This is a genomic window from Nonomuraea sp. NPDC050643, from assembly GCF_040654715.1.
Taxonomy (GTDB): Bacteria; Actinomycetota; Actinomycetes; order Streptosporangiales; family Streptosporangiaceae; genus Nonomuraea.
Genome location: NZ_JBFAIM010000022.1, coordinates 1 through 17,280 on the forward strand (window position 1 = coordinate 1; position 17,280 = coordinate 17,280).

At 71.6% G+C, this 17,280-nt stretch carries 22 protein-coding genes and 1 tRNA gene; 14 read left to right on the forward strand and 9 right to left on the reverse strand.

Features of this window, described 5'->3' with window-relative positions; translation table 11 throughout:
• From AB0I15_RS28460 to AB0I15_RS28490, 7 genes are all read left to right on the forward strand, one after another.
• Window positions 1-989, forward strand: a 989-nt coding sequence (locus AB0I15_RS28460; protein ID WP_358101812.1) for a hypothetical protein, incomplete at its 5' end; no start/stop codon positions are given.
• Between the two features lie 80 nt (window positions 990-1,069).
• Entirely contained in the window at window positions 1,070-2,377 is a 1,308-nt protein-coding gene (locus AB0I15_RS28465; RefSeq protein WP_358101814.1) for a vanadium-dependent haloperoxidase, read from the forward strand.
• 60 nt (window positions 2,378-2,437) lie between these two features.
• Entirely contained in the window at window positions 2,438-2,791 is a 354-nt protein-coding gene (locus AB0I15_RS28470; protein ID WP_358101816.1) for a hypothetical protein, read from the forward strand.
• Window positions 2,792-3,001: 210 nt separating this feature from the next.
• Window positions 3,002-3,766, forward strand: coding sequence for a GNAT family N-acetyltransferase (locus tag AB0I15_RS28475; RefSeq protein ID WP_358101818.1), 765 nt, complete (start codon window positions 3,002-3,004; stop codon window positions 3,764-3,766).
• 110 nt (window positions 3,767-3,876) lie between these two features.
• The gene (locus AB0I15_RS28480) at window positions 3,877-4,854 is read left to right on the forward strand and encodes an aldo/keto reductase (RefSeq protein WP_358101820.1); all 978 of its coding nucleotides are present in this window, start codon (window positions 3,877-3,879) and stop codon (window positions 4,852-4,854) included.
• 75 nt (window positions 4,855-4,929) lie between these two features.
• A complete protein-coding gene (locus AB0I15_RS28485; protein ID WP_358101822.1) occupies window positions 4,930-5,235 on the forward strand; it encodes a hypothetical protein in 306 nt (101 codons plus the stop codon).
• A 243-nt stretch (window positions 5,236-5,478) separates the two neighbouring features.
• Window positions 5,479-5,856, forward strand: coding sequence for a hypothetical protein (locus tag AB0I15_RS28490; RefSeq protein WP_358101824.1), 378 nt, complete (start codon window positions 5,479-5,481; stop codon window positions 5,854-5,856).
• Between the two features lie 51 nt (window positions 5,857-5,907).
• Here the strand turns inward: AB0I15_RS28490 and AB0I15_RS28495 are convergent, their stop codons facing one another.
• A complete protein-coding gene (locus AB0I15_RS28495) occupies window positions 5,908-6,072 on the reverse strand; it encodes a hypothetical protein (protein ID WP_358101826.1) in 165 nt (54 codons plus the stop codon).
• Between the two features lie 349 nt (window positions 6,073-6,421).
• On the opposite strand from AB0I15_RS28495, the gene AB0I15_RS28500 reads away from it, so the two are divergent.
• From AB0I15_RS28500 to AB0I15_RS28520, 5 genes are all read left to right on the forward strand, one after another.
• A complete protein-coding gene (locus tag AB0I15_RS28500) occupies window positions 6,422-7,957 on the forward strand; it encodes an SMI1/KNR4 family protein (protein WP_358101828.1) in 1,536 nt (511 codons plus the stop codon).
• 112 nt (window positions 7,958-8,069) lie between these two features.
• A complete protein-coding gene (locus AB0I15_RS28505; RefSeq protein WP_358101830.1) occupies window positions 8,070-9,500 on the forward strand; it encodes a glycoside hydrolase family 28 protein in 1,431 nt (476 codons plus the stop codon).
• Window positions 9,501-9,568: 68 nt separating this feature from the next.
• The gene (locus tag AB0I15_RS28510; protein ID WP_358101832.1) at window positions 9,569-10,114 is read left to right on the forward strand and encodes a hypothetical protein; all 546 of its coding nucleotides are present in this window, start codon (window positions 9,569-9,571) and stop codon (window positions 10,112-10,114) included.
• A gap of 39 nt (window positions 10,115-10,153) precedes the next feature.
• On the forward strand, window positions 10,154-10,462 hold the full coding sequence (locus tag AB0I15_RS28515) for a hypothetical protein (RefSeq protein WP_358101834.1): 309 nt from the start codon (window positions 10,154-10,156) through the stop codon (window positions 10,460-10,462).
• The gene (locus tag AB0I15_RS28520; RefSeq protein WP_358101836.1) at window positions 10,459-10,818 is read left to right on the forward strand and encodes a hypothetical protein; all 360 of its coding nucleotides are present in this window, start codon (window positions 10,459-10,461) and stop codon (window positions 10,816-10,818) included. The genes AB0I15_RS28515 and AB0I15_RS28520 overlap by 4 nt, the downstream gene beginning before the upstream one ends.
• A gap of 48 nt (window positions 10,819-10,866) precedes the next feature.
• On the opposite strand, the gene AB0I15_RS28525 is transcribed toward AB0I15_RS28520, so the two are convergent.
• Window positions 10,867-11,238 (reverse strand): DUF5997 family protein, encoded by a 372-nt coding sequence (locus tag AB0I15_RS28525; RefSeq protein WP_358101838.1) that lies wholly within the window; start codon window positions 11,236-11,238, stop codon window positions 10,867-10,869.
• 54 nt (window positions 11,239-11,292) lie between these two features.
• On the opposite strand from AB0I15_RS28525, the gene AB0I15_RS28530 reads away from it, so the two are divergent.
• Complete coding sequence (locus AB0I15_RS28530; protein ID WP_358101840.1) at window positions 11,293-12,018, forward strand: LysR family substrate-binding domain-containing protein; 726 nt, start codon at window positions 11,293-11,295, stop codon at window positions 12,016-12,018.
• 398 nt (window positions 12,019-12,416) lie between these two features.
• On the opposite strand, the gene AB0I15_RS28535 is transcribed toward AB0I15_RS28530, so the two are convergent.
• From AB0I15_RS28535 to AB0I15_RS28565, 7 genes are all read right to left on the reverse strand, one after another.
• Window positions 12,417-12,488, reverse strand: a tRNA-Val gene (locus AB0I15_RS28535).
• 17 nt (window positions 12,489-12,505) lie between these two features.
• Window positions 12,506-13,447, reverse strand: a complete 942-nt coding sequence (locus AB0I15_RS28540) for an ROK family protein (protein WP_358101842.1) — start codon at window positions 13,445-13,447, stop codon at window positions 12,506-12,508.
• 317 nt (window positions 13,448-13,764) lie between these two features.
• Window positions 13,765-14,082 (reverse strand): hypothetical protein, encoded by a 318-nt coding sequence (locus AB0I15_RS28545; protein WP_358101844.1) that lies wholly within the window; start codon window positions 14,080-14,082, stop codon window positions 13,765-13,767.
• Between the two features lie 14 nt (window positions 14,083-14,096).
• Window positions 14,097-14,558 (reverse strand): peroxiredoxin, encoded by a 462-nt coding sequence (locus AB0I15_RS28550; protein ID WP_358101846.1) that lies wholly within the window; start codon window positions 14,556-14,558, stop codon window positions 14,097-14,099.
• A 48-nt stretch (window positions 14,559-14,606) separates the two neighbouring features.
• Complete coding sequence (locus AB0I15_RS28555; RefSeq protein WP_103955523.1) at window positions 14,607-15,038, reverse strand: DUF3052 domain-containing protein; 432 nt, start codon at window positions 15,036-15,038, stop codon at window positions 14,607-14,609.
• A 117-nt stretch (window positions 15,039-15,155) separates the two neighbouring features.
• Window positions 15,156-15,563 carry a YjbQ family protein gene (locus AB0I15_RS28560; protein WP_358101849.1) on the reverse strand — a complete coding sequence of 136 codons (408 nt, stop codon included), beginning with the start codon at window positions 15,561-15,563 and terminating at the stop codon, window positions 15,156-15,158.
• 9 nt (window positions 15,564-15,572) lie between these two features.
• Complete coding sequence (locus AB0I15_RS28565) at window positions 15,573-15,755, reverse strand: DUF1918 domain-containing protein (RefSeq protein ID WP_358101851.1); 183 nt, start codon at window positions 15,753-15,755, stop codon at window positions 15,573-15,575.
• 106 nt (window positions 15,756-15,861) lie between these two features.
• Here AB0I15_RS28565 and AB0I15_RS28570 point away from each other — a divergent pair, with 106 nt between their 5' ends.
• Window positions 15,862-17,280, forward strand: a complete 1,419-nt coding sequence (locus AB0I15_RS28570; RefSeq protein ID WP_358101853.1) for an ATP-binding protein — start codon at window positions 15,862-15,864, stop codon at window positions 17,278-17,280.

Consider the following 17,280-nt stretch of genomic DNA (forward strand, 5'->3'; position numbering starts at 1 on the left):
AGCCGCCCGCGGCGGGGCTGCCCGAGCTGCGGGCCGCGATCCGCGCGTACCTGCGCGAGTGCCGCGGCCTGGTGCTGGACGGCCACGAGGTGGTCGTCACGGCCGGGCTCGGCGACGCGCTGGAGCTGATCCTGCGCGCGCGGGGCGGGCCGCCGCCGGTCATCGCCCTGGAGGATCCCGCGCCGCCGGCTCTCAGGGCCGCGCTCGGCCGGCTCGGCACGGTGCTGCCGCTGCCCGCGGACCGCTCGGGCGCGCGTCCCGACCTGATCCCCGCGTCCTGCGACGTCGTGGTGGTGCTGCCGGAGCGGGGCACCCCGCTCGGCACGCGCATGCCGGTCGAGCGCCGCCGGGCCCTGGCCGGGTGGGCGCGCCAGAGGGGCGGGCTGGTGCTCGAGCCCGCCTTCGACGGCCTGTTCAACACCGCGCTCAGCCCGCGTCCCAGCGTGCTGGCCATCGGGGACGCCGCCGCCACTGCCATGGTGGGCTCGTTCGGCGACCTGCTGACGCCGACCTTGCGGCTGTCGTTCGCGGTGGTGCCGGGGCGGCCGGTGCGGGCGATCGAGGAGGGCATGTCGGGCGGGCACGGGCAGCCGTCGTACACGTGCCAGCTCGCGGTGGCCGACCTGCTCGAGTCGGGCTGCGTGGCCAGGCGGGCGGAGCGGCTGTCGCACCTGTACGCCGCCAAGCGCGCCCTCGTCCGCCAGGCCCTCGGCGCCTACCCGGACCTCCGGCTGCTCGGCGCGGACACCGGCGCGGCGGCCACGCTGCTGCTCCCGCCGTCCGTCCGGGCCGAGTCGGTGGTCAGGGGGCTGCGGACGCGGCGGATCCAGGTGGCCGAGCTGGCCTCCTACCACCATCCGCGCGGGACGCCCGGCAACGGGATCGTCTTCTCCTACGGCCACCTGGACGGGATCACGCTGCGCCGGGCGCTGCACGCGATGGCGCGCACCTTGGACGACCACCGCGTGAGCCGCCGCACGGCCGCCTAGCCCTGCCGGATATTGGCGAGAGCTCGGCGAGGGAGCACCTTTCATGAGATCGGGGGGCCGGACGTCTCCAGGGGAGTCTCATGAACAGGGTTCTCGCGCTGCTGCTCATCGTGCCGCCGACCGGCCTGCCGGCGAACGTGTTACCGGACGTGCCGCCGGACGTGGACGCGGTGCGGATCGGGAACGAGCAGGCCCTGGCGGTCGTACGGGCGGAGCGGGCCTCCGACTCCGACGCCGCCAGGACGTACGCGATGGTCAACATCGGCATGTACGACGCGGTCAACGGCATCGCCTCGGCCCGTGGCGACCATCGGGTCAGGACGCCCGCGCTGCGCGACCCCAGGGGCGCGCCCGCGCGGGGCGACCAGCAGGCCGCGGCGCTGGCGGCGGCCCACGCGGTGCTCACCCGTCTCTACCCGGGCCAGGCCGGCCCGCTGACCGAGCGGCTGACGGCGGACCTGGCCCGTTTGGGGACGGGTCCGCGCGTCGCCGCGGGCCGCGCCTGGGGCGAGACCGTGGGCGGGGACGTCCACACGGACAGGCAGGGCGACGGCTCGTCGCCGGTCGAGACCCAGCCCGCGGGGACGGGGCCCGGCGTGTTCGGGCAGGCGTGGTCCGGGGTGCAGTACCGGAACATGCGGCCGTTCGGGATCGCCGACGCGGGCCCGTACCTGGGGGACGGGCCGCCGCCGCTCGCGAGCCTGGCCTACGCGGCGGCGTTCGCCGAGGTCAGGCTGCTCGGCGACACCGGCATCCCGGACGCGGACAAGTCGGCCGTCTACCAGTACTGGTCGCTGCCCGTGGGCACCGCCCAGCCGCCCGGCGAGTGGATCAAGATCGCGCTCGGCGTGCCACGGCCGCTGGCGCTGCCGGACAAGGCGCGGCTGTTCGCGCTGCTCGGCATGGCGCTGGCCGACACCTCGATCCCGACGGTCATGACCAAGTACACCCACCGGCACTGGCGGCCCCAGGCGGCCGTCCAGCAGGCGGACACGGACGGGAACCCGTACACCGAGCCGATGGCGGGCTGGCGGGCGCGGGCGGGCAGCGCGGGCAGTTCGCCCGAGTACGTCTCGGGCCACAGCTCCTTCAGCGGCGCGGGCGCCGCCGCGCTGGCGGGCTTCTTCTGCGCCGACCGCATCCCGTTCACGCTGGTCACCGACTCCGCTCCGGTCGATCCGGCCACCGGGCAGCCCTGGCGGCGGAGCTTCCCCGGCTTCTCGGCCGCCGCCGCCGACGCGGGCCGCTCGCGCGTGGCCGGCGGGCTGCACTTCTCCTTCAGCAACTTCGACGGGCTCGCGATGGGCGCGGACGTGGCCGCGGAGATCCTGGCCAGACGGCTGCTGCTCACGTCCGGCCCCACGCACACGGGGGCCTGCCCCCGCTGACACGGGCCGGAACGTCGTGGAACGCCTTCCCCGTGAGGGTGGTGGAATCGGGGAAACGACATGAGGTTCGCACAGGCGCTGGAGAACTACCTGGAGCGGTGGGAGGAACGGACGGGGATCGCGGTGGAGGTGTGGGCGCTGCCGGACGGCGACGTGCCGCCACGGGTGGCCGAGGCGGTGCTGGCCACCGTACGGGAGGCGTTCGACAACGTGGAGCGGCACAGCCGGGCGCGTACCGCCTGCATCGCGGTCACCGTCGGACGGCGCGGGCTGCGGCTGACGATCAGCGACGACGGGGCCGGGGCGGCGGGGCTGATCATGCGGAGCGGCCTCACGGAGGTCGCCGGCACACTGAAGATCAACAGCGTGCCCGGCTCGGGGACCACCGTGAGCGCCGCCGTACCGCTCCCCTGACCACTCCGGGCGCGGAATGCGCGCTCTCTGGACCTGGGCCGGGCCACCCGGCCGGTCGCATGGTGAAGAGGGTGGCCGCGCCGACGCGGCCCGCGCCCCGCCCCACGACCACCCTTGGGGCGGGGCGCGGTCGTCCGCCCCGCCGACGCCGCGCACGTCCTGAACGCACGCCGGCCACCTCGTCCTCTTCCTCGGCTAAAGTGCCCGTTCGTGAACGAATCCCTCCTTGCGGCGTACGACCGGACCCGCCGGTGGATCCCCGACCCGATCCCCGCCGGGCTCACCTACGAGTTGGACGGGCCGCTGCTACGGGTGAGCGGCCTGTACCGGGGCTTCGTGGAAGGGCCGCCCGTGCTCGATCCCGAGGGCCTGGACGAGCTGATCGCCCGGCAGTGCGCGTACTTCGGGGCGCGCGGCGAGGCCTTCGAGTGGAAGACCCGCGGCCACGACCGGCCTGCCGACCTGCCCGACCGGCTCACCCGCGCCGGCTTCGTCCCGGAGCCCGCGGAGACGGTGCTGATCGGCGTGGCCGAGGAGCTGCGGGCCGAGCCCCCGCTCCCGGAGGACGTGACCCTCCGCCAGGTCACCGCCGACCACGACCTGCGGGCCATCGCCGAGATGGAGTCGGTCGTGTGGGGCGAGGACTGGAGCTGGCTCGCCGACGACCTGATCAGGCGGGTGGCCGACGGATCCACGGAGGTCCTGGTGGCCGAGTCGGGAGGCCGGGTGGTGTCGGCCGCCTGGCTCGTGCACAAGCCGGGCACCCGCTTCGCCGGGCTGTGGGGCGGCTCGACGCTGAAGGAGTTCAGGGGACGCGGCGTCTACCGCGCGCTCGTGGCCCACCGGGCACGGCTGGCGGTGGCGTCGGGCGTCGACTATCTCCAGGTGGACGCCTCGGAGGACAGTCGCCCGATCCTGCAACGCCTGGGCTTCGAAGCGGTCACCACCACGACGCCCTACGTCTGGCAGCCTTGACCCTGCCCGTGCGGGAGGCCCCCTCGAACCAGGCCGAAAGGCCGTGCCCGGTCGCATCCGAATATTGTTGGTGCTGCTCAGGAGTCCGCACGCCGAAAGGTTGACAACCCATGGAACAGCGCTTGTTGGGACGTACGGGCCGCGCGGTCGGCGTGGTCGGTCTCGGCGCCTGGCAGCTCGGCGCCGACTGGGGCCAGGTGACGGAGGACGAGGCCGTCGCCACGCTGCGGGCCGCCGTGGACGGGGGCGTCACCTTCATCGACACCGCCGACGTCTACGGCGACGGGCGCAGCGAGCAGATCGTCGGCCGCTTCGCCAAGGACCGTCCCGAGCTCACCGTGGCCACGAAGATGGGCCGGCGGCTGGAGCAGATCCCGTCGAACTACGTCATGTCCAACTTCCGCGCCTGGAACGAGCGTTCCCGCCGCAACCTGGGCGTGGACACCATCGACCTGGTGCAACTCCACTGCCCGCCGACCCCCGTCTACGCGACGGACGCCGTCTTCGACGCCCTCGACACCCTGGTGTCCGAGAAGAAGATCGCCGCGTACGGCGTCAGCGTGGAGACCTGCGACGAGGCCCTCACCGCCATCGCCCGCCCCGGCGTGGCCACCGTCCAGATCATCCTCAACGCGCTCCGGCTCAAGCCCCTGGAGCAGGTCCTCCCGGCCGCCCGCGCCGCCGGGGTGGGCATCATCGCCCGGGTCCCGCTGGCCAGCGGCCTGCTGTCGGGCAAGTACGACGAGCACACGACGTTCGCCGCCGACGACCACCGCACCTACAACCGGCACGGGGAGGCGTTCGACGTCGGGGAGACCTTCTCCGGCGTGGACTTCGCCACCGGCCTGGAGGCGGTGCGCCGGCTGGCCCCGCTGGTCCCGGAGAGCGTGACCATGGCCCAGTTCGCGCTGCGCTGGATCCTGGACCAGGAGGGCGTCTCGGTCGTCATCCCCGGCGCCCGCAACCCGGCCCAGGCCACCGCCAACACCGCCGCCGCCTCCTTGGCCCCCCTTGAGCCGCAGGCCCTGGCGGCGGTCCAGGGCATCTACGACGACCTCATCCGCCCGCAGATCCACCACCGCTGGTAGACGCCATTGACGCCGGCCGCCCCCGCCTTTACCTTTAGGAAACTTTCCTAAGCATTCTCGCCAAGGGAGTCCTCCATGCACGCGAGAACAAAGGCGGCCGGCGCCGCTCTGCTCACCACTGTCCTGCTCATCGCGGCCGCTCCCAGCGCCCTGGCCGCGCCCACCGGCTGCGGCTACCAGATCAGCACCGGGGAACGATGGGCCACGAGCCTGTGCACCGGTGGCACGGGCGAGCACCGCATCAGGGTCCTGCAACGGCACTTCCTGCCGGAGGTGGGACTGATCCCCATCGAAGGCCCATGGCAGCCCGTCGGAACGGTGTCGTACACGGGCATCTCCCCGCACACGACGGTCAGCGTGTGGGTGGAGACCCGCGGCTGACCCCCGGATCACCCGCCGGGTGGCCGCGGCGGCGACCGCCCGGCGGGATCTTGCTCCTCGGCGCCGGCGGCGCATGCGGGAAAGCTTTACAGACGGACAACCGTCGCTCATGATGAGGCCACGCGTCCGGGGTGAAGTTGGACGCGTGTTCACCACGGGGTTCCAGCACGATGTCCGCGCGGGCGATTCGGTCGTCGCATGCCCGCGCCACTGTTGAGTTTCCGGCTTTCTCCGAGGAGCAGCATGTCACGCGCGACGAACCGAGCCCGCGCCGTGTGCGCGACCGCCACCGCCGCCGCGGCGCTCGTCCTGTCGGCCGCCCCCGCGACCGCCACGTCGGCCACCGGCGGCCTCACCCTCTTCTCCGACACCGCCTTCACCCGCCCGACCAACAACGTCACCTACACGAGCTGCGACAACTTCATCGGCAGGGTTCCCGGCCAGCGCGTCGGCTCCTTCGACAACCGGCCGCTGCCCGGTTGCCGGGTGGTCCTGCATGCCACGACCGGCGACTTCACGCTCTGCGCGGGCCGGGGCGTCGTTCCTGCGGCCTTCCGCCAGGTCCTCCTCTATTCGATCGGTACGGGCACCAGCACCGCCTGCCCGGTCGCCGCGGCATGAACGAAGGTCCCGTTCCCTTTAGAGAACGGGACCTTCGGCTTCCCGTCAGGACTACAGGTGCTCGGCCGGATTGGCCGGCACGTAGAAGTTCCAGCTCCCGCCGGCGTGGTGCGCGCCGCCAGCCGGGCAGACCCCGTTCGTCGGAGCCCCGTTCCACCAGAGACCGAAGCACTTGTTGCAGTGCCGCCAGTTGTCCTGTTTCGTCGTGTCAGCCATGATGTCTCCCCCCAGGTGTGTCCTACACCCGGTAATCGTCACCTCGGCCGGGCCAGGGGGCATGAGTAGGCCCTACTCAAACCGAGGTCCTCAGATATGGCAGACCACGCAGGGGCCCGATCATCGGCCATGTCACCGTTCCCCGCCGGCGACGTGCTCGACACCGGCCTGGGCTGGGAAGGGCACGGCCCCTTCCTGCTGCGCGACCACCTGGACGAGCACGTGTGCCACCTGGACCTGACGGCGGGCGAGATCCGGAGACGGAGCCTTCTCCCTCCGATGGCAGGGTGTAGAACTGACCGACATGGACGATCAGCGGAAAATCGCCATCACCAAGGTGCTACGGGACATGGCCGCACAAGTCGGGTCATCCGCCCCGCAGGGCTGGCGCCGAGGACGGGTACGCGCCTACCGAGGCCCATCCCATTCCGGGCACCACGGTACGGGCTACGACATGCCCGGCGGCGACGTCCACGACCTGCGCGTCTCCCTCGGCGGCCTGCGGGAGCTGTACGAGCTCAGCGCCACCACGGAGGACCTGACGATCGAGCTGTTCGTGGAGCCCTCCGGCCGGTTCGAGGCGGTGCTCAGCCAGGCGATCACGCGCGTGCGCGACGAGCAGGACCGGCTCCTGTACGTCCTGCGCCCGGACCTCCTGCCCGCCGAGCCCGGAGCCGAGCAGGCCCCGCCCTCCGACCCGGCACCCGCGGGCGATCCGGACGAGGCCGTCCGCCTGTTCCGGGACTACGTGCGCAAGCGCGCGGACATCCTGGGCGAGGCGGACCCCCTCCCGCCCCCGCTGCCTCCCGCCGAACGCGCCGCCCTGCTGGCCGCCTTCCACGGCGAACTGCCTCCCGACCTGGTCGCCCTGTACGGCGAGGCCGACGGCGACGACGAGACCGGCCTCTTCCACGGCCACCTGTGGTTCACCCTGGCGTCGACCACGACCGTCGTCCATCACCGGTCCGCCTGGAAGTGGACGGACGACCCGCTGTGGGCGATGCCCGGCGACGCGGAGCCGCCCGGCCTCATCCGGCGGCAGCGGAGCAGCCCGGGCTGGATCCCGTTCGCGACCAGCACGGGCGGCGACTACCTGGCGGTCGACATGGACCCGGGGCCGGAGGGCCGTCCCGGCCAGGTCATCCGCGTCGGGATCCACTACGACGGCGCGCCGGTCTACGTCGCCGACTCGGTGACGGCCATGCTGCGCGGCCTCGTGACGGCACTCGACCAGGGCGACTACTGGGAGGACGACGACCACCTGGAGCTGGATGCCCGCCTCCCGAGCTACCTGGACGCCACCGACGCCTTCTGGCGCGGCGAGGGCCCGATCCCCCAGAACCCGCACACCGTTCAGTCCCTCGTCGTCGACCGGGCCGGGGGTGTCGACCTGGAGCCCGTCCGCCGCGCGCCGCACCTGCGCACCGTCGTGCTGTTCGGCGGCGGCGGCGAGGGCACCGTCGACCTGCGCCCCCTGCTCGACGCCCCGCTCGAAGCGCTGCGGCTCGACCTGCGTGCTGTCGACCTGGGCCAACTGGCCGGGCACCCGACCTTGCGCGTGGTGCGGCTCGGCACCGGGAACCCCGTCGATCTCGGCGTGCTGCGCACGTTCCCGCGCCTGGAAGGTCTCGACCTCGCGGACGCCGCCGTCCGCGACCTCACCCCGATCTCCGAGCTGAACGGCCTGCTCTCGCTCACCCTCTCGCCCGAGCAGTGGCGCGAACTCGGCAAGGCGCCGTCCCTCGCCGCGGCCGGCCTGGGCGGCGACCCGACGCCGGAGCAGGTGAACGAGTGGGCCGCCCGTTTCGAGCCCGGCGACGCGCCCGGCGGTCGGCTCGGCGATCAGCCCGGTGGTCATGAGTATTACGCGGGCCGGTTCGACTGACCTTCTGCAAAGGGTTGCAGCCGCTTTCCTGGCCCGATATGGCGGATATATCTAGATCACTGCAACTGGTTGGCTTATGATCCGGGTGCCCCGACCTGGTAGGGAGCCGCCGATGCTAAGCCGCCGCAACGCCATGCGCGCCATGGCCGTATCCGCCCTCGCCCTCAACGCGGGCCCTGTGTCCCCCCTCGACGCGAGCCCCGCCTCCGGCGCCCCGGCCGCCACCGATCCGTGGACACGCGCCGACCACATCGCCGCGCGGGTGCGCGCCCCGAGATTCCCCCGGCGCCGTTTCGACATCAGGGCTTACGGCGCCGCCGGGGACGGGGTGACGGACTCCACGGCGGCCATCCGCTCCGCGATCCGGGCCTGCCACCGGGCGGGCGGCGGCCACGTGGACGTCCCGGAGGGCCGTTTCCTCACCGGCGCCATCCACCTCCTGGACAACGTCGACCTCCACGTCACCGCGGGCGCCACGCTCCTGTTCAGCACCGACCCGAAGGCGTACCTGCCGCTGGTGCTGACCAGGTTCGAGGGCGTCGAGCTCTACAACTACTCCCCCTTGATCTACGCGTACGGCCGGCGCAACATCGCGGTGACCGGCTCCGGCGTGCTCGACGGGCAGGCGGACGACGACCACTGGTGGCCGTGGAAGGGCTCGGGCGACCACGGCTGGGAGCCCGGCGAGCCGCGCCAGGCCGAGGCCAGGGCCGCCCTGTTCGCCCAGGCCGAGCAGGGCGTACCGGTCGAGCGGCGGCTCTACGGCGAGGGCGGCTACCTGCGCCCGTCGTTCATCCAGCCCTACCGCTGCCGGAGCGTGCTGATCGAGGGCGTCACCATCGTCAACTCCCCGATGTGGGAGATCCACCCCACACTCTCGGAGAACGTGCTCGTCCGGAACGTCACGGTGAACACGCACGGCCCGAACAACGACGGCTGCAACCCCGAGTCGAGCCGGATGGTGGTGATCCGCGGCTGCACGTTCGACACGGGCGACGACTGCATCGCCATCAAGTCGGGCCGCAACGCCGACGGCCGCCGGGTGAACGTGCCCAGCGAGCACATCCTGGTCGAGAACTGCACCTTCCGCGACGGGCACGGCGGCATGACGATCGGCAGCGAGATGTCGGGCGGCGTACGCGAGGTCTTCATCAGGGAGTGCGCGATGTCCAGCCCCAACCTCGACATCGCGCTGCGGTTCAAGACGAACTCCGTACGCGGGGGGTTCGTGGAGGGCTTCTACGCCAGGGACATCGAGATCGGCCAGGTCGGCGGCTCGGTCATCGACATCGACTTCTCCTACGAGGAGGGCCCCGGGCACGGCTTCAACCCCAGGGTGGGCGGGATCGACGTACGGGATGTGACCGTACGGACGGCCAGACGCGCCCTCAACCTGCGCGGCTACCCCGACGCGCCCATCCGCGGCCTCACCCTGACCGACGTCGACTTCGGCACCACCACGACCCCCGTCGTGGTCGAACACGTCGAGGACCTGATCCTCAGGAACGTCCGCGCCAACGGCGAGCCCCTGATCGTCCCCTGACCCCGGTACGGTCGCTCTTGCCACTGTGGCGATTCCAGGAAACTGCGGCGATCCCCGGGAAGACGGACATGACTGCTCGCGAGTACGGCTACCGCATCCTCCCCGGCACCGCGGCGCAGACCCCCGAGGTGCTGGACCTCGCGCGCAGGGAGGCGAGAGCGGGCCTTCGCCGAGGGATCCCCGTGCTCGCGGTCCAGCTCTGCCTCGTGGCCTGGCTGATCCCCCAGGACGGACCGGCGGGCTTCATGGGCGTGCTGCTCGCCGTCACGACCGTGATCACGCTCGGCATCGTCGCCGCCTGGCAACGGGCCCGGCGTACGGAGCTGCGCATCCTCCGGACCAGCCCGTGGGAGGTCTGGCCATGCCGCCTGGAAAGGGTCCGCGTGGTCGCCGCAGGGGGCGAACGGGCCAACGGCCGCCGATGGAGCACCGACAGCCGCCTCGTCCTGCTCAAACCGGACGGCCAGAGCCAGTGCTCCTTCCCTGTCCCAGGTCCCGGCATCAGCGACACGGTATGGTTCGCCGGGGACATCGACACGAACGGGATCCTCGCCGTCCCCGGCGGGCTGCCTTTCCGTCATGTCTCCCGCGCCAGGAAGCCCCGCAGACCGTAACGCCGAGGGCTTCACCCGCCGACCCAGGAGCCGACAGAAGTGGCCTCAACCGTGGTGCGGACCATCGCCCTGGCATCGGCGTGCCTCATGGCCGCGCTCGGCACGTACACGCCGGCCACCGATCGCATCCCCCGCCTGCTCGACCGCGAGGCCGTGCAGTACGACACCCGCCGTTACGGCGTGTCCCAAGTGCTCATGGGTTTCGCCATCATCTTCGTCGGGATCTCCAGCAGGACGACGCAACTGCCGCCCGCCCTGTTCCTGCCGCTGATCCTGGTCGCGGTCGTCTGCTCGGCGACCGGCTTGTGGCTGTTCTTCACGGCCGTCTCCCCTCGCAGAACGCCTTGAGCCGGCCCACCCTGCGCGCGACCATCACCTCCCTGACCGCCACCCCCGCCCAACGCACCTACCTGTACGGCAGCCTCGGCTTCACCGTCGCCACCGTCGCGGCGTCGGCCGGTTACGGGCTGCTCGCCTGGAGCGTGTGGCGGTGGCTGGGGCTGACCACGGAGCTGGTCGTCGGAGGAGGAATCGCCGCCGTGCTCCTTCCGGCCGGCGGCGCCGTTCTGGGAAGAGCGATAACGACGGGACGCCCTCAGGACGAACGCATCTTCGCCGTCTCGGCGGGCGTGGCCATCGGCAGCACGTGCCTGCTCGTCGGGTCGGTCGCGTACCTGGCGCTCATCACGTTCGACAACCTCTAGCCGGCCGACCGGCACGACCGCCGGACGCTCGCCACCCGTTTCCGCCTTCTAGCGCTGCTTGAGGCGGAGTGCCTCTTTGCGGGCCTCGGCCTGGATGGACCGCTCGCGCTCCAGCCACTCCGGGTTCTCCGCCTTCAGCGCGTCGATCTCGGCCGTGGTGAGCGGCTCGGTGATCCCGCCCCTGGCCAGGCCGGAAATGGAGACCCCGAGCTTCGCGGCGACGACCTGCTTGGGATGCGGGCCGTTGCGGCGCAGGTCGGCGAGCCAGGCGGGCGGCGTCGCCTGCAACTGGTTCAGCTCGTCCCTGGAGACGACGCCCGCCTGGAACTCGGCGGGAGTGGCTGACAGGAGGACACCCAGTTTCTTGGCCGCCGTCTCGGGCTTCATCGTCTGGATGGTCTTCGATTTGGACGAGGTCATGGCGTCGAGCGTAGTCAGTCGGAAGGGGTTTCCTGACATCGGTACCCTGAGCGAATGACTGATGGGGAGACCGGCAGGGAGTTCCGGCTGGCGTACGCACCCGGGGTGACCCCCGCGAAATGGGTCAACGTCTGGGCCGAGAGGGTGCCCGATGTGCCGCTCAAGCTGGTCGCGGTTCCGGCCGCCGAGGTGGTGGAGCTCCTGCGGGACGGCCGCGCCGACGCCGGGTTCGTCAGGCTCCCGATCGACCGGGAGGGGCTCAGCGTGATCCCCCTCTACGTGGAGACCACGGTGGTCGTGGTGCCCAAGGACCACGCGGTGGCCGCCGCCGACGAGGTGGGCGTCGCCGACCTGGCCGACGACGAGACGTTCCACCCTCTGGACGACACCATCGAGTGGACGGCCCGGCCCGGCCTGCCCGCGTTCACCCGCCCGGCCACGACGGCGGAGGCGGTCGAGCTGGTGGCGGCCGGCTCCGGGCTGCTCCTGGTCCCGCAGTCGCTGGCCCGCCTGCACCACCGCAGGGATCTCACGTACCGGCCGGTTCTGGACGCGCCGCAGTCCCAGGTGGCGCTGGCCTGGCCCACGGACGCGACCACCGACCTGATGGAAGACTTCATCGGCATCGTCCGCGGCCGGACGGTGAACAGCTCACGAGGCCGCACCCCTGTCTCCCCCGCGGAGAAGCCGGCACAGCGACAGACCCGCAAACCCACCCAGAACGGCTCCCCCCGCCGGACCACACCGGCCCGCAAGAAGAAGGGCCCCCGCCCCCGCTGACCCCGAACAGGACGTCACGCACCGGCCGATGACCCGCTAATGGCACACCCGGCCTCGCTGCAGAGCGATCCACCCGTGTGAACGCACACCGCCGGCGGTTCAAGAGCACGTGACCATGCCGCCCCTCCATGCGGCAGCGTCAGGTCAGGGGATGAGCTGTAACCAGCTCTTGGTTACATTTGCCCATGAGCCAGCACGTGAACGAGCTGGTGGCGCGTCTCCGCGCGGCCGAAGGCGACAACGACGTTATCGAGGTCAAGTCGGCGGCAGGAGGGGCTGCCGCAGTCCCTCGCCTCCACCCTGAGCGCGCTCGCGAACCATCCGGGCGGTGCAACGATCATCCTCGGCCTTGATGAAGCCACCGGCTCGTGCCGTCAATGACGGCCTTCTTCAATACGTGGGCGGTACTGGGTTCGAACCAGTGACCCCTCGCTTGTAAGGCGAGTGCTCTACCGCTGAGCTAACCGCCCCTGATCGGCACTACACCTTACGACACCAACGGCCCCGATCGCACATCCACCGCCCACCCCGGCCCCAGTTCGCCTCGGCCCGCCGCGCGCCACCCCAGCAGCGCCGCGCCCAGCATCCCGGCGTCCACTCCCAGCGCCGCCGGTACCAGCGGTGGCGCCTCGCGGAAGGCCAGGCGCTTGATCAGGCGGGTCCGTACGGGGTCGAAAAGGGCGGGGCCCGCTTCGGCCAGGCCGCCGCCGAGGACGATCACCGACGGGTCCAGCAGCAGCGTGTACGTCGCCAGCGCCAGCGACAGCGCCTCCACCGCCTCGTCCCAGACCTCGATGGCGATCGGATCGTCCGAGGCGACCACCTGCTCCGCCTTGACGCCCTCCAAGCCCGCCCGCTCGCTGTACCGGCGCCCCACCGAGGCCGCCGACGCGTACGTCTCCAGGCACCCGAACTGCCCGCACGCGCACTGCTCCCCGTCCGGGAACACCGGGGTGTGGCCGATCTCGCCCGCCCAGCCCGATGAGCCGCCGTACGGCTCGCCGCGGATGATCGAGGTGCCCGCGATGCCGGTGCCGATGGGCAGGAAGAGGAAGTCGGTGAGGCCGCGGCCGGCGCCGAGGATGCTCTCCGCCAGCCCGCCCGTGCGTACGTCGTGCCCCAGCATGACGGGGATGTCCAGGCTGGTGAAGTCCGTGGCCGGTACGTCGCGCCAGCCGAGGTTGGCCGCGTAGATGGCGGAGTCCGCCGACACGAGCCCCGGCACCGCGAGGCCGACGCCGGCCGGGATGCCGTCGCCCGAGGAGGCCAGGTGGCTGATGAAGGCGGAGATGGCGGCCACCACCGCGTCCGGTCCCTCCGTCCGGGGGGTCGGGCGCCGCTCGCTGAGCAGCACCGCGCCGGACTCGCTGACCAGGCCGCCCTTCATGGACGTGCCACCGACGTCGAGCGCGACGACGAACGAACTCATAGCGGACACGAAAGAAGACGATAGCGCAGCTCAGTAAATGTCCCGAAAAGCCGTGACCCTCAGCGGACGCCTTCCCGGCCGACGAACACGACCCTCAGCCGGTCCCCTCCGGCCGATAAGCCAGCGTCCTCCCGGCACATAAGCCAGCGTCCTCCCCGCTGACAAGCCAGCGTCCTCCCGACCGACAGCCGGTGCCCTCCTCCGCCGATAGAAGATGGACCGGAGCGGCGGAGGCCCCCAGGCGGCTTACGAAGCCGCGCGGGCACGACGGCACCCATCAGGTCGCCCCCGACCCCGAACCAGCCCCCCAGAGCCGCTCAGGCCCGTCCGAGCACCCGGTTCAGCGCGGCCTCCACCTCAGCCGACAGCCCGGGCGGCGGCGCCACCGGGGCGGGGCTGAGCGGGTCGGACGAGCGCGCCAGGCGCACGTCCCCGCAGGACCGGCACTCCACCTCGCCCAGACGGCAGATCAGCGCCGTGGACCCGCACGTCGCGCACGCGTCGAGGTCGAGGTCGTGCAGTCGTTGACAGTCCGGGCAGATCAACACCTGGGACTCGTTGCGCACCCCGCGCTGCCACGGGCTGGCGCCGCGCACCGGGTCGGTCTGCCGGGCCCCGCACCGATAGCAGGGCATCCTTCCCTCCGAAATCATGAAATGTCGGCGAGCGCCTTCACGTAGTCGGCGACGTCACGAGCCGAGGAGATCGGATTGACCACCGACCACCGGAGCACGCCCTCGCCGTCGATGATGAAGGTCCCCCGCTGAGCGAACCCCTTCGACTCATCGAACACACCGTACGCCCGCGCGACCTGTCCGTGTGGCCAGAAGTCGGAGAGCAGGGGGAACGTGTAACCCTCACGATCCGCCCACGCACGGTGCGTGAACATGGAGTCCACGGAGACGGTCAGCAACTGCGCGCCCTCGATCGGACGGTCGCGCAGCGCCGACAGCTCTCCATGGCAGATCCCGCTGAATGCGAGCGGGTAGAAGACCAGCACGACCTTCGTGCCCCGGAACTGAGCCAGGCTCACCGGAGTGCCGTGCTGGTCCTGCAGCCCGAAATCCGGAGCCAGGGCGCCGACCCCGAGAGGATGTGCGTTCACAGGCATCATCCTGCCGTACGGCAGGCGCTCGGGCTCCCTGCACCGGCGGATGCCCTACCGGCGGCTGCCCTTCGGCGGGACGAGTCTGGTCCCGGACCAGTCGGGTGCGGCGGAGATGCTGCTGGTCTGCGAGAGACCCGCGGTCGCGGCATCCTCCCCTATGTCGCTCGGCTCCACGTGGCCGTCGCGTCCGGCCTTGGGAGTCAGCAACCAGATCTGGCCGCCGTCGGCGAGTGCTCGCATGGCGCTGGTCAGGGCGTCGAAGAGGTCTCCGTCGCCGTCGCGCCACCACAGCAGCACCACGTCGACGACGTCGTCACTCCCGTCGTCCAGCAGCTCGTTGCCGGTCAGGTCTTCGATGGAGTCGCGAAGCTCGTCGTCGACGTCCTCGTCCCAACCGATCTCCTGCACCACCTGACCCGGCTTGAGGCCGAGTCGTTCGGCCAGGCCGCGCTCGCCCTGCGCCTGACCCGCGGTCGCGCTCACGTTTATCCCTCCTGCTTGAGTGGCCCCGCTTATGCGGTTTATCGCTTCGGCACAGTCCACACGCTGTGACCCTCAGTCGTCAACGGTCGCCACGGGTACGGCCGTAGTCGGCCAGAATCAATCAGACAAAAACGACAGGCGAACCTGGCGTTGCGCGTTGTCGACGTTCAGGTCCACGAGTGCGACAGACTGCCACATCCCGAGGGCCATACGCCCGCCCAGCACGGGGATCGTGGCGTACGGCGGGATCAGCGCGGGCATGACGTGCGCCCTGCCGTGACCGCGCGAACCGTGCGCGTGACGCCAGCGGTCGTCGGCCGGCAACAGGTCGCGCAGAGCCGCCAGCAGATCGTCGTCGCTGCCCGAGCCCAGCTCGATCAGCACGACGCCCGCCGTGGCATGCGGCACGAAGACGTGCAGCAGCCCGTCTTCGCCCCGCGCCCGCACGAAGTCGGCGCACGCCCCCGTGATGTCGTGCACGGTCTCTCGTGAACCGGTGGCCACAGAGATGATTTCTGATCTCACGTGCAAATCTTACTTAGGCACGACGACGGCATCAGGACCGGGAAATACCAGCCCGGTGTGCCCGTCATCGAACCTCACCATGTAGGGAGGTCCGCCCTCTGAGCCTTGGACCTCCGTGATCACTCCGCTCCGGTCCCCTTCGCCAACGGTATTCGCGTGCACCAGGAGCCGGTCCCCTACCGTCGCATTCATACCTCCCACATTGGTACGCGGAAAGCCGCAGGAAAAGACTGATTCGCAAGTTTTGCTCCCCCGAGAGGGGGAGGAAGAAAGTTGATCCGGACGTTACGCTGCGCGGATGGTGCGTTGGGGGCTGCGCGGGAAAATGGCGGCGTCGTACGTGCTGGTCACCGCCACGGCGGTGCTCCTGGTCGAGGCCGTGATCGCGGCCTTCTATCTGCTCCCGCTCGCGGGCGCGACCGACCTGGCGGCCGTGCTGCGCGACCAGGCGTCCGGCGACACGAAGGTGCTGAACCTGGAGCTGGCCAGGCTCTCGACCGCCGAGCCCGGCAGGACGCCGCGCGAGCTGCTCGACGAGGTGGCCGACGTGACGAAGGGCCGTACGGTGGCGGGCGGCGCCCGGCCGAGGCACGAGTCCGGCCTGGCCATGCTGGCCGCGATCGTGGACACGGCCGGCGTGGTCGTCGCGAGTTCGGCGCCCCCGATCTACCCGCCGGGCGGCACGCTGGACGTACCCCTGCCGGGACGCGAGGCGGGCAGCCGGGTGACCAGCACCAGGACGGGCCCGACGACCTGGCATTTCAGCCCGGTGCTGATCAAGGCGCCGGACGACGCGACGGGTTTCGACGTGATCGGATACGTCTACGTACAGGGGCCCACCGACGCCGTCCCCACCCCCGCCGTGTGGCCCATGATCGCGCCGGGGCTGCTGGTGGTGGGGCTGGTGGTGCCCGTGGGGCTGGTGTTCGGCCTGCTCAGCACGCGCAGGCTGACGAGCAGGGTGCGCCGGCTGGCCGATGCGACGACGGCCGTGGCGGCGGGCGACTTCGGCCGCCGGATCCCGGTGACCGGCGCCGACGAGGTCAGCACGCTGGAGCAGTCGGTCAACGTCATGGCCGACCGGCTCGGCGTGGCGGTGGAGGCGGCCAGGGCCGGCGCGCACGCCGAGGCCCGCCAGGCCGAGCGCGGCAGGATCGCCAGGGAGCTGCACGACTCGATCTCCCAGGACCTGTTCTCGCTGAGCCTGCTGGCCGCCGGCATGCGCAGGGCCGCCCCTGACGCCGTGAGCGAACAGGCCGAGTCGATGGAGCGCACGGCCTTCCGCGCGATGCGCGAGATGCAGGCGCTGCTGCTCGAGCTGCGCCCGGTGGCGCTGGAGGACGCGGGCCTGCTGCCCGCGCTCGAGGAGCTCTGCCACGCCTACGAGGAACGCCTGGGCATCCGGGTCGAGGCCGTGCTGGAGGAGGTCGCGCTGCCTCCCCCGGCCGAGCACGCGGTGCTGCGCCTGGTGCAGGAGGCGCTCGGCAACGCGGTCAAGCACGCGGACCCCGGCACGATCGAGGTACGCCTCGGCGCCCGCGACGGCGCCGTCACGGTCTCGGTGTCGGACGACGGCGCCGGCTTCGACCCGGCGGACGTGGCGGCCCGGCACGGCATGGGGCTGAAGCTGATGCGCGAGCGCGTCACGGAGCTCGGCGGCCACCTGGACGTCCGCAGCGACGCGGGCGGAACCACGGTGACGGCGAGGCTGCCATGA

Coding starts and splice junctions, on each gene's coding strand:
- AB0I15_RS28465 (WP_358101814.1), top strand. CDS start 1,070: ATGAACAGGGTTCTCGCGCTGCTGCTCATCGTGCCGCCGACCGGCCTG.
- AB0I15_RS28470 (WP_358101816.1), top strand. CDS start 2,438: ATGAGGTTCGCACAGGCGCTGGAGAACTACCTGGAGCGGTGGGAGGAA.
- AB0I15_RS28480 (WP_358101820.1), top strand. CDS start 3,877: ATGGAACAGCGCTTGTTGGGACGTACGGGCCGCGCGGTCGGCGTGGTC.
- AB0I15_RS28485 (WP_358101822.1), top strand. CDS start 4,930: ATGCACGCGAGAACAAAGGCGGCCGGCGCCGCTCTGCTCACCACTGTC.
- AB0I15_RS28490 (WP_358101824.1), top strand. CDS start 5,479: ATGTCACGCGCGACGAACCGAGCCCGCGCCGTGTGCGCGACCGCCACC.
- AB0I15_RS28495 (WP_358101826.1), bottom strand. CDS start 6,072: ATGGCTGACACGACGAAACAGGACAACTGGCGGCACTGCAACAAGTGC.
- AB0I15_RS28500 (WP_358101828.1), top strand. CDS start 6,422: ATGGCCGCACAAGTCGGGTCATCCGCCCCGCAGGGCTGGCGCCGAGGA.
- AB0I15_RS28505 (WP_358101830.1), top strand. CDS start 8,070: ATGCTAAGCCGCCGCAACGCCATGCGCGCCATGGCCGTATCCGCCCTC.
- AB0I15_RS28510 (WP_358101832.1), top strand. CDS start 9,569: ATGACTGCTCGCGAGTACGGCTACCGCATCCTCCCCGGCACCGCGGCG.
- AB0I15_RS28525 (WP_358101838.1), bottom strand. CDS start 11,238: ATGACCTCGTCCAAATCGAAGACCATCCAGACGATGAAGCCCGAGACG.
- AB0I15_RS28530 (WP_358101840.1), top strand. CDS start 11,293: ATGACTGATGGGGAGACCGGCAGGGAGTTCCGGCTGGCGTACGCACCC.
- AB0I15_RS28540 (WP_358101842.1), bottom strand. CDS start 13,447: ATGAGTTCGTTCGTCGTCGCGCTCGACGTCGGTGGCACGTCCATGAAG.
- AB0I15_RS28545 (WP_358101844.1), bottom strand. CDS start 14,082: ATGCCCTGCTATCGGTGCGGGGCCCGGCAGACCGACCCGGTGCGCGGC.
- AB0I15_RS28550 (WP_358101846.1), bottom strand. CDS start 14,558: ATGCCTGTGAACGCACATCCTCTCGGGGTCGGCGCCCTGGCTCCGGAT.
- AB0I15_RS28565 (WP_358101851.1), bottom strand. CDS start 15,755: ATGAATGCGACGGTAGGGGACCGGCTCCTGGTGCACGCGAATACCGTT.
- AB0I15_RS28570 (WP_358101853.1), top strand. CDS start 15,862: ATGGTGCGTTGGGGGCTGCGCGGGAAAATGGCGGCGTCGTACGTGCTG.